The organism is Pseudoalteromonas sp. H71 (assembly GCF_001468485.1).
In the GTDB taxonomy this organism is placed as follows: domain Bacteria; phylum Pseudomonadota; class Gammaproteobacteria; order Enterobacterales; family Alteromonadaceae; genus Pseudoalteromonas.
Window position 1 is genome coordinate 149,203 of the sequence record NZ_LODI01000002.1, and the last position, 9,887, is coordinate 159,089.

Consider the following 9,887-nt stretch of genomic DNA (forward strand, 5'->3'; position numbering starts at 1 on the left):
CTACATTACTTTTTTAAATGGTACTTCACCCAGCTTAGTATATAAGTCTGGTAAATCAGATTCAGGAATTGGGCGGCTGTAATAGTACCCTTGCACTATAAAGCAGTTGTTATTTTGTAAAAACTCTACTTGCTCTATGGTTTCTACCCCTTCGGCAACGACATCTAAATTAAGCTTTTGAGCCATTGCTATGATAGCGGCTGTAATTTCCATATCATTGCTATCTTCTGGGATATCTTGCACAAATGAACGATCTATTTTGAGTATATCCACCGGAAAGCGTTTTAAATAACTCAGTGAAGAATAACCCGTTCCAAAATCGTCAATTGAAATAGAAATACCTAACGCTTTTAACTGATGAAGTTGTGTAATAGCGGCCTCTACGTTCCCCATTAACATGCTTTCGGTTAACTCTAAATGTAAGCGCTCAGCCGATACACCTGATGTAATAATCATTTTGCTTAGGGTTGGCACAAGATTCGAATCTTTAAATTGGCGAGCAGATAAGTTTATAGATACATTATTTTCACGGTTTTGCTCTGTTAATCTCACAACAAAATTACATGACTCCTGTAATACCCACTCACCTAATTCAACAATAAGCCCTGTCGCCTCAGCAATCGGAATAAACTTATCCGGCGGTATTAAACCTTCTGTTGGGTGGAACCACCTTAATAAGGCCTCGTATCCAACAACCTGTTGAGTACGGCTATCGATTTGTGGCTGATAATAAACCACAAACTGGTCTTCTTTTAATGCAATACGCAGTTCGTTTTCAATGAATAAGCGCTCATTTGCGGCCGCATTAAGTTCTTGGCTATAAAAGTGGAACGTATTACGCCCTTTTTCTTTTGCCTCGTACATCGCTAAATCAGCATGCTTTAATAATTGGTCCTCTTCTAGGCTATCGTACGGCGCCATAGTAATACCAATACTGGCACTTATAATGACCTCATTATTGCCCAGCATGATAGGCATACTAAGTGTTTGCTGAATTGTATTTGCCACATCGGTTGCGTGTTCTTGGCTTTCGATACCACTCAATAGTACTGCAAACTCATCACCACCCAAGCGTGCAATAGTATCTTCAGAGCGAAGACGTTTTTTAAGTCTATTTGCAACCTGTATTAATAGTTGATCGCCCGCATCGTGGCCAAGGGTGTCGTTTATGCGTTTAAACTCATCCAAATCAAAGTAAAAAAGTGAAAACGCGTAATGACCGCGTTCTGCAAGTGCAAGAGATTTGCGCAGCTGCATTCTAAAGAAGGTTCTGTTTGCCAAACCTGTTAGCGTGTCAAAATAAGCCAACTGTTCCATTTTGCGTTGGCTTTCTTTAACAAACGAAATATCTTGTGCAGAAGCAACATAACTGGTGATATTGCCCCCCTCTTCACGTATTGGTGAAACGCTTAATGAAACCCATATAGGCTGTTTACCTTTGCTTTCAATTAAGGTATCGCCGCGCCAATAGTTGCGACTACGAAGATCAATATCAATATCTTCAACCAAAATCGCCATATCTGAAGCAACAATATTTAAAAGGGGTGCTCGGGTAAAGTGGCTTTCAGGGTACCCAGTCATTTCTAACATTTTAGGGTTAACGTATTCAATAACAAAGTTTTCGTCAGTTATAACTACACCTGTTCCTGAGAAAGCGACTGCTTTTGATAATCGGTTAGCTGCTTTTTCGGCTATTTCTTTTTCTGAAATTCGCTGGTTAAGTCCGTCAATTAATTTACGAATTTCAATCGTCATATCTTTAAACGAACCGTTAAGCGTACCAATTTCGTCTTTGTTCTCTTCTGGGAATTTAGTATCAAGTTTTCCTTGTCCAAAACTCGACACAGCATAAACAAGTGAATGCAATCGGCGTAACACAAGATGCTGCAATGCTTGATGCAATAACAAGGCAACTAAAATAGCGTAAAGAATAAAGAGGCCAAAAAACTTAAACTTTAAATCTTGCAGTGCAGACAATGTAGAAGAACGCTTTTTATAAACGCCTATATACCAATCTAGCTCATCAATTTTTTGAATATTGATTAATTGTGCCTCATCATTTTGTAAAAATGAGCTGGCATACTCGGGAAGCTTGGTCGCAATTGCTTCACCAATAATTGACTTAAGTTGTGGGTTTACAAACTCGTCCATAACTACTGTTTTGTTATTTTTTTCCGTATTCAGCAAGTAATGAAGCACTTAAATCTGGGTGAGCTAATAATTGGCCTTTGCTATCAAAAACGAGTAAGTTTTTTTCTTTGTCTCCTATAGGTAAAAAAGACACGAGTTTATTAAGCGTAATATCACTGCCTGTAACCCCTATAAATTCATTATTCGAATAAATAGGAACCAGTAAACTGATCACCCAATCATGCCATACCCTATCGTAATAAACCTTTGACCATTCTGGTTCTATTGAGTTACCTAAGCTTTCTCGAACATACTTGTAAGTTGAGCCTGCGCTTACCCGAAAATCAGCAGGGGCATTTAACGCCCAATTAGGAGGCGATATCCTAATAAAGTCATCATTCGTAATAAGGTAAAAATTGTAGAAGTCATAAACTAATGTTGGTGAAATAACATCCCAGAGTGCTTCAGAATTATTAAATAGCTGTTTGTAAAAAGGGCTGTACTTTTCTTGTGGTAAAAAAGCGGCGGATAAGCCATCAGATGAAGCGCTTCGAATCGTACCATCACTGTTAAACTGTAGTTGCGCTTTACTGGTTAGATCAATGGGGGAGTTTTTTTGAAATAACTGCTCATTAACTATGTTGTTAGCTTGCTTAGCAATATTTACTTTAGTTTTTATTCGTTCTTTAAATTGCCTTACTAATAAATCGGTCGAGCTTTTTAGTACTTCATGCTCTTCAAAAACCAGCTGTTTTTCCTCTGATTTAAGCATAAAAAATGCAGCACAAACACCCGCAATCAAACAAATTGAAGATATAAGTAACGACAGTTTTACACTTAAAGAGTTTATTCCAAAACGCGATGGAGGGCGTCTATATAGCACAAGCCAACCTTAATTATTAATAATTGTTATTATTTAGCTGTTAATGAAATATACCAGATTCAAATTCATTATTATAAATTTTTTGTAAACTTTATAAAAAAATTACAAAAGTTGAAATAATCAATACTTAAGCACTATGTTAGTAAAGTATGTTATTGACATTACTCCTAACTCTCCATACATTAAGTGCATGAACATATTTAATTCTCGCACTATTTTTTCTTTTTTTAGCTTCTTTATATAAAGAGGCTTGTCTGTTTGTGAGATAAATCAATCGAATAGTAAAGCCTCCCAACCGGGAGGCTTTTTTGTATATGCTGCGTTTACGCAGATTAATTTTGGAATGAGGAAACCAAAAATGACCAACGATGTTTTAAACACCTTAAGACATGATATAAACGAAATAGATTCTGATTTACTCGTACTGCTAGCTAAGCGACGTCGTATTAGTCACGGCGTTGTCGAATATAAGATTGCTAATAATAAACCCATTCGTGATGAGGCTCGTGAATTAGCATTGCTTGAAAAACTCATTGGTTACGGTAAATCACTCGGCTTGGATGCGTATTATGTAAATAACGTTTTTCAAACAATCCTAGAAGACTCAGTACTTCATCAACAAGCAATGCTTCAAAAAAATCTAAATCCTGATGCTTTAAGCGAAACACATCTTGTGACTTACCTTGGTGGGCAAGGTTCATATAGTCAATTAGCTTGCCATAAATACTTTAGTCGTCGTCCAGGAAAGCTTGTTGAAATAGGTTGTTCATCGTTTGAAGAAATCACCTCAAAAGTAGAAAACGGACAAGCCGATTTTGGTTTACTTCCCATTGAAAATACAAGCTCAGGGAGCATTAATGAAGTATTTGATTTGCTTCAGCATGCGCAAGTCTCTATTGTTGGTGAAGTAACACACAGTGTTGAACATTGTTTATTAGCTTCACCGGACACTCAACTAGCCCAAATTACAAAATTATTTGCACACCCTCAACCGTTTGCACAATGCAGCCGCTTTTTGCAAGGGTTAGGTGATTTACAACAAGAAACCTGTGATTCAACATCCTCGGCGCTTCAATCTGCGCTAAGCACACCAAATAGTGCTGCCATTGGTTCAGCCCAAGCCGGCAAGAATGTAGGACTCGAAGTTATTAAATCAAACTTAGCTAACCAAAGCGAAAACCACAGCCGCTTTATAGTCGTAGCGCGTAAGCCTTTACATGTGTCGAATCAAATACCAACAAAGACCAGTTTAATTATGTCTACTAAACAACAGGCTGGTTCACTTGCTGATGCACTGATGATTTTTAAGCAACACAAAATAAACTTAGTAAAATTGGAATCTCGTCCTACTCCGGGCAATCCGTGGGAAGAAGTGTTTTATGTTGATTTAGAGGCAAATCTAGCCGACGGCCAAGTAAAAGAAGCGTTAGAAGAACTTAAAGAACATACCCAATATGTCCGCATATTAGGCTGCTACCAAAGTGAAACATTGCAAGCCGTCAGTGTTAATACTTAAATATAAAACTAAAAGGGGCCAGATTCGGCCCCTTTGAGATTGCATTATTAATGTCACAAATTTAGTCGAGTACTTTAGCGTCATTCGCTTTGTTAAGTAAGCTGCGGCTTTGTGTCAGAAAATGCGCAGTAGAGTCTGAAAAATAAGATTTTGCATCGGCAAATGCATCTATTAACGCCGCTTTGTTGCCATTCCTTAATTTTTCGAGTGTTTGTGCAAACGTATCTTGGTATTGAGCCAATAGACTTTCTACATCGTCAAATTGAGCTAACATAATATCTGAATAAAGTTCGGGAGATTGTGCAAACAAGCGTCCCACCATCATTAGTTCTAATTGGTATATTGGCGACGAACAGCTTCGTAACTCTGCCAAAGTATGGCTTTGTTTTGCTAGAAACTGCCCATAAACAAACGTTGTTAAATGTCGCATTACCTGAATTATTTGCATAGCTTCATCGTGTTTTTTAGCATCTAGCTCTACAAGCTGACATCCCCACACTTGTAACTGCTCTAATAGCCCTTTGGCCGCTTGATGATGCCTGCCTTCACAAACCACTACAGTTTGTTTTACCCAATGTGAAATATCTGGGCCAAACATTGGGTGCAAACCGACAACCGGGCCGCTATGTGCAGCCTTTAGCGCTTTAATTGGCGATTGCTTTACTGATGTTATATCAACAAGCAAACACTCTTCATCTAGTTTCGGTAGTTTAGCAACTACAGATTCTAAAGCATTAATTGGTACACTGATCATAACCAGTTTTGCGCCACTCAAAATTTTGTGAGCATCATCTTGCTGATCTTTATCTAGCACTTTAACTTCGTAGCCAGAGCGCATAAATTGCTGCGCGAATAACTGGCCCATTGCCCCCTGCCCACCCACAATAACTATAGGAGAAAGCAATGGCGCTGCACAAGCTAGCTTAGCCTGCTGATTTTGATATGCTTCACGCATCATCCGTCTGAGAATGTCTTCTACTAAATCAGGGCTTACACTTTGGCTAATTGCTTCTTCCCGCCTTGCTGCTAGTAACTCAGCTTCACGTTCTGGTGCATGTAAAGGCGCACCTGTTTGCTGTTTGATTTCACCGATTTTTTGGGTAATACCATTACGTTTAGCTAGTAAGGCAACCAGCTGCGTATCACATTCATCTATGCCTTTTCTCAGCTGGGCTAAATCACTTATATCTGCCACGTTCAATCTCACCATAAAAACCAAATATCGTAAATATAAATTTACATAAAGGTAAACTAATCAATACAATAAATACTAACAGTATATGTAAACCGTTAAAAGAGCAGAGCAAATATAGATTAGTAAAAACCGAAGTTGTAGCACAGAGGTAATAGAGAAATAACTCACTGACTGTTAACCAGCTTAACATTAGATTGCAAAGCGTATGCTTAATAAAGTTTTAAAAAATTTGCGCATCGCAAAAAAACTGCTTATAACCACAAAATTTTCAATAACATCTAGGAAAGTTTTGGTTGTTAGAGTAATTAATACCTATTTAATTAATAGAATAATCTACTTGGTAGTTATTAAACCCTGTTGGTAGCACAAAAACTTATTGGTTGTTCTACATCAAAATTATTAACGCGATTAGCGTCAGTAATTCCCCCCTCAAACAAGTTAAATATTACAAAACACCTGAACTCTTATTCTAATAAGTGTTCCTTTATAAAAACGAAAACGGGTTGCAATCCGAAGACTGCAACCCGTTTTTTTGCGTTGATAAACAGCGCGTATTAGTTAAGTTTTTCTCTAATACGTGCAGATTTACCAGAACGCTCACGTAGGTAGTAAAGCTTAGCACGGCGAACTGCACCGCGACGCTTAACTGTTACGCTATCGATAAGAGGGCTGTGCGTTTGGAATACACGCTCAACACCTTCACCGTTCGAGATTTTACGAACTGTGAATGCTGAGTGAAGACCACGATTACGCTTAGCGATTACAACACCTTCAAAGGCCTGTAGACGCTCTTTAGCACCTTCTTTTACTTTTACCTGTACAACCACTGTATCACCAGGGCCAAATGCAGGTACGTCTGTTTTAAGCTGCTCTTCTTCAAGCGCTTTAATAATATTTTGGTTTACTTTTGCCATTATGTTTCTCACTTTCCTAGGTGTAACTGTCTTCTAGCCACAAGCTTTTTGGTACTCTTGCTGAAATTCTGCGAGTAATACCGCTTGCTCCTCAGTCAGAGCTAGGTTATGCAACAAGTCAGGACGTCGTAACCAAGTTCTGCCTAATGACTGCTTAAGCCGCCACTTTGCTATCGCTTGGTGATTACCACTGAGCAATACAGCAGGAACCTGTTTGTCGTCCAATGTTTCTGGTCGTGTATAGTGAGGACAATCTAGCAAGCCATCCGAAAATGAGTCTTGCTCTGCTGATTGATTGTGTCCTAACACGCCTGGCACCAATCGCGCTACTGCGTCAATTAGTGTCATGGCTGGTAGTTCACCACCACTCAAAATAAAATCACCAATTGACCATTCTTCGTCAACGTATGACTCTATTATTCTCTCATCTACACCTTCATATCGACCGGCAATCAAAATCAGTTTTTCAGAGTTAGCTAATTCGCTAGCCCCTTGCTGATCAAGTTTGCGCCCTTGTGGGGACATATAAATTACTTTAGCACCGTCGCCTGCCGCTTTTTTAGCATCAAGGATGGCTTTTTCTAATGGTTTAACCATCATTAACATACCCGGTCCGCCCCCGTAAGGACGATCATCTACGGTTTTATGCTTATCTAAAGCATAGTCTCGAGGATTCCAGCAGTTAAAATCGATTAATCCATTTTTTACTGCGCGACCAGTAACCCCTTGTTGGGTAATAGCATCAAACATGTCCGGGAAAAGGCTTATCACCCCTACCCATAATGAACTAGTTTGAGTCATTAAAACCCAGGATCCCAGTCTACGGTAATTTCTTTTACGTCGTATTTAACCTCTTTTATAACTGAGTCAGTTAAAAAAGGAATTAAACGCTCCGATTGACCAAATGCATCTTTACTGTTTGCTTTCACAACCAGTACGTCATTTGAGCCTGTCTCCATCAAGTCATCAACAATGCCTAAGTTATAACCTTTATCAGTCATAACCGACATGCCAATGAGATCTCGCCAATAAAACTCACCTTGCGGGAGTTCTGGTAATTGCGTTGCATCCATTGAGATTTCTGCATGGGTATAAGCCATTGCTTCGTCTCGGTCGTTTACTTGCGCAAATTTAGCGATAAAGCCTTTGTTGTGGCGACGCCAGTCGACCACTTCTAAGGACTGCCATTTACCTTGTTGCCCTATCAACCACGGGCTGAAATCGAAGATCCCTGCGGGATCATCAGTAAATGAATGTACCTTAAGCCAGCCCTTTATACCATAAGGGGCGCCGAGCTTTCCTACGACAATTATTGATGAGGTGTTCTCTTGACTCATGGTTACACTTACGCCTATTAAGCCGCTTTACGAGCGTCTTTAACTAATTTAGCTACACGATCTGAAAGACCTGCGCCCTGACCTACCCAGTGATCTACACGAGATAAATCTAAGCGAAGTTTTTCTTCCTGACCCGAAGCGATTGGGTTAAAGAAACCAACTTTCTCGATGAAGCGACCGTCACGCGAGAAACGGCTATCCGCAACCACAATTTGATAGAAAGGGCGTTTTTTAGCGCCACCACGTTGCAAACGAATAGTTACCATACCGTCCTCTAAATAGATTGACTGTTTTCATTAATAAGATTTACTCCCCAGTATGGGGAGCCGGTGAATTGTACGAGTTTTTAGCAATAACGCAAGTAAGAAGTGAAGCAAAAAGCCAGTTTAGTAGGTTAAACCGTGATCTAGGCTAAAAATTAGAGCTAATGCAGTATTGAGTGCATAAATTATTCAACAAAAAAGGAGCGTTATGCTCCCTTTTTGTATTCATTGTGCTCAAATTAAACACAATGCTTATTCAATTTCTAGAATTTTGGACCGCCGCCACCCATCATGCCAGGTGGTAACATCCCTTTCATACCGCGCATCATTTTTTGCATGCCGCCCTTGCCTTTCATTTTTTTCATCATTTTTTGCATTTGCGTGAACTGTTTAAGTAGCTTATTTATCTCTTGTACTTGTGTGCCTGAACCAGCTGCAATACGCTTTTTGCGCGACCCTTTAATTATTTCAGGACGAGCACGCTCTTGCTTTGTCATAGAACTAATAATGGCTTCCATTTGGATAAATGTTTTATCACCCATTTGGCCTTTCACTGCATCTGGTAAGTTAGACATGCCAGGGAGTTTATCAAGCATCGACATCATCCCCCCCATATTTTTCATTTGCTTTAACTGATCAGCAAAGTCATCAAGTGTAAAACCGGCACCTTTAAATACTTTTTCGGCAACTTTTGCAGCTTGCTCTTTATCCACTTTCATTTCGACTTCTTCGATTAATGAAAGTACATCACCCATGCCTAAAATTCGCGATGCAATACGATCAGGGTGAAATGGTTCAAGTGCATCGGTGCGTTCACCAACACCCATAAACTTAATTGGTTTGCCGGTTATGTGACGAATAGATAAAGCAGCACCACCTCGAGCATCACCATCTGTTTTTGTTAGTATTACACCGGTAAGCGGTAGAGCTTCGTCAAATGCTTTTGCAGTATTTGCCGCATCTTGACCTGTCATAGCATCAACAACAAATAGTGTTTCGATTGGATTTATCGCTGAATGAAGATCTTTAATCTCATCCATCATATCGCTATCCACGTGCAAGCGACCCGCAGTATCAACTAGTACCACATCGATAAATTTCTTTTTAGCGTGAGTGATAGCAGCTGTAGCAATATCAACTGGCTTTTGTGATATGTCACTTGGGAAGAAATCTACATCAACTTCCGTCGCTAGCGTTTCAAGCTGTTTTATTGCTGCAGGACGATAAACATCGGCACTTACAACAAGCACTGATTTTTTCTTGCGCTCTTTTAAAAACTTAGCAAGTTTACCCACACTGGTCGTTTTACCCGCACCTTGCAGGCCGGCCATCATAACAACTGCTGGCGGTTGTGCATTAAGGCTTAGCTCTTCGTTTGCTTCGCCCATCGCTTTTTCAAGCTCTTCTCGCACAATTTTTACAAACACTTGTCCAGGCGTTAAGCTTTTAGTTACTTCAACACCCACTGCACGTTCTTTAACTTGCTTTACAAAATCGCGAACAACTGGCAAAGCTACATCGGCTTCCAAAAAGGCCATGCGCACTTCGCGAAGAGTATCTTTGATATTGTCTTCTGTTAGGCGGCCACGGCCACTGATATTTTTTAAGGTTTTACCTAATCGTTCTTGGAGATTCTCAAACATGTATCG

General features: G+C 39.7%; 7 protein-coding genes, 1 pseudogene and 1 other annotated feature. Of the genes and pseudogenes, 1 reads left to right on the forward strand and 7 read right to left on the reverse strand.

What is annotated here, in order from left to right:
- A pseudogene (locus ATS71_RS02860) lies at positions 1-3,013 on the reverse strand (bifunctional diguanylate cyclase/phosphodiesterase).
- Between the two features lie 199 nt (positions 3,014-3,212).
- Positions 3,213-3,326, forward strand: a sequence feature (Phe leader region).
- A 45-nt stretch (positions 3,327-3,371) separates the two neighbouring features.
- On the opposite strand from ATS71_RS02860, the gene ATS71_RS02865 reads away from it, so the two are divergent.
- Entirely contained in the window at positions 3,372-4,529 is a 1,158-nt protein-coding gene (locus ATS71_RS02865; protein ID WP_058403458.1) for a chorismate mutase, read from the forward strand.
- A 61-nt stretch (positions 4,530-4,590) separates the two neighbouring features.
- On the opposite strand, the gene tyrA is transcribed toward ATS71_RS02865, so the two are convergent.
- The 6 genes from tyrA to ffh all read right to left on the reverse strand — a co-directional run bounded on the left by tyrA (position 4,591) and on the right by ffh (position 9,881).
- The gene (gene tyrA / locus ATS71_RS02870) at positions 4,591-5,724 is read right to left on the reverse strand and encodes a bifunctional chorismate mutase/prephenate dehydrogenase (protein ID WP_058403459.1); all 1,134 of its coding nucleotides are present in this window, start codon (positions 5,722-5,724) and stop codon (positions 4,591-4,593) included.
- Positions 5,725-6,278: 554 nt separating this feature from the next.
- Complete coding sequence (rplS, locus tag ATS71_RS02875; protein WP_008132530.1) at positions 6,279-6,638, reverse strand: 50S ribosomal protein L19; 360 nt, start codon at positions 6,636-6,638, stop codon at positions 6,279-6,281.
- Between the two features lie 33 nt (positions 6,639-6,671).
- Positions 6,672-7,439, reverse strand: coding sequence for a tRNA (guanosine(37)-N1)-methyltransferase TrmD (gene trmD / locus ATS71_RS02880; protein ID WP_058403460.1), 768 nt, complete (start codon positions 7,437-7,439; stop codon positions 6,672-6,674).
- Entirely contained in the window at positions 7,439-7,975 is a 537-nt protein-coding gene (rimM, locus tag ATS71_RS02885; protein WP_058403461.1) for a ribosome maturation factor RimM, read from the reverse strand. The genes trmD and rimM overlap by 1 nt, the downstream gene beginning before the upstream one ends.
- A gap of 17 nt (positions 7,976-7,992) precedes the next feature.
- Positions 7,993-8,241, reverse strand: a complete 249-nt coding sequence (rpsP, locus tag ATS71_RS02890) for a 30S ribosomal protein S16 (protein WP_006792801.1) — start codon at positions 8,239-8,241, stop codon at positions 7,993-7,995.
- A 260-nt stretch (positions 8,242-8,501) separates the two neighbouring features.
- Positions 8,502-9,881 (reverse strand): signal recognition particle protein, encoded by a 1,380-nt coding sequence (ffh, locus tag ATS71_RS02895; RefSeq protein ID WP_006792800.1) that lies wholly within the window; start codon positions 9,879-9,881, stop codon positions 8,502-8,504.
- Positions 9,882-9,887: the final 6 nt, after the last annotated feature.